Source organism: Rubritalea profundi (genome assembly GCF_002954445.1).
Lineage (GTDB): Bacteria > Verrucomicrobiota > Verrucomicrobiia > Verrucomicrobiales > Akkermansiaceae > Rubritalea > Rubritalea profundi.
Window position 1 is genome coordinate 3,200,218 of sequence record NZ_MQWA01000001.1, and the last position, 988, is coordinate 3,201,205.

The 988-nt window shown below is 40.1% G+C and carries 1 protein-coding gene; it reads left to right on the plus strand.

Going from position 1 to position 988, the window contains the following annotated elements:
* The first annotated feature begins 402 nt into the window (after positions 1 to 402).
* A complete protein-coding gene (locus BSZ32_RS13975) occupies positions 403 to 975 on the plus strand; it encodes a DUF2314 domain-containing protein (protein ID WP_165788860.1) in 573 nt (190 codons plus the stop codon).
* Positions 976 to 988: the final 13 nt, after the last annotated feature.

A 988-nucleotide genomic window follows, 5' to 3' on the forward strand; every position in this document is an offset into this window, starting at 1 on the left:
CTATTGGATTCACAAATCGTTCGTTGATTTCTAACCTAGATGATTCCGGTTGCTTATTCGTCTAATCTCTCAGCGTTTTGGTTCTCCCGCATCTCATTACTACAGGATTTGAAGTCACAGTTTGATTTACGGATTGCACTCGCTCCTAACATTTCTTTTACTTCTCGAATCGCAGGGTTGTGTGCTCATCCAGATTAGGTACACGGACAAAAAAAGACCGACTTGATAGAACAAGACGCGGCACCGAATCACTGACCAGCTGAGAGAGCGCCGATTTATGAAAATTTCACAGTCAACCCAAAACCTAAGTGCACTGAGAGGTCAGTGATCCGTGCGCTCTACGTTCTCCTAAAAATGATACGCATCTATATAAAACGATTATTTGGTCTAATAACCTTGTTGATGGGAATTGCTCTAAGCGGTTGGTTTATCTACAACCAGTTCTGTCCAACAGAAGAATTCAAGTCGGGATTCAAGAGCGTTTTCCAACTATTTTTTCCTCTGATTTGTCTAGTTACTGGCTGGAAGAATATTCGTTACAAAGGAAAGAGCATTGAAGAAGTTGTTCCCGCAGATTTACAGTGCTCAGAATTAGAAGCATCTGTGGCTAAGGCAAAGGAAACAATGTCTGACTTCCTCAAAGAAGTAGATAAAGGGATTGATGGAGCATATATCAAATTTCCTTTACAGTCTGAAGACGGGCCAATTGAGCATATATGGGCTTATGTTCATTTCTATAGGAACGAATTATTTAATGTATCTCTAGCTAACGAACCCATTGATGATTCTGAAGATTATGATGGAAGACAAGATGTCGGAATTGATCAAGTTCAAGACTGGCAGATCATAGATTCTGATGGATCAATAAGAGGTGCATATAGTTTAATTGCTTTGTTCGAGTATTGGGGAAATCAGGGTAAGGATCTTAGTCCATTAATGAAGTTGCAGAAGTCTCAACTCACCTACGCAAAGTAGACTAATTCTGGAG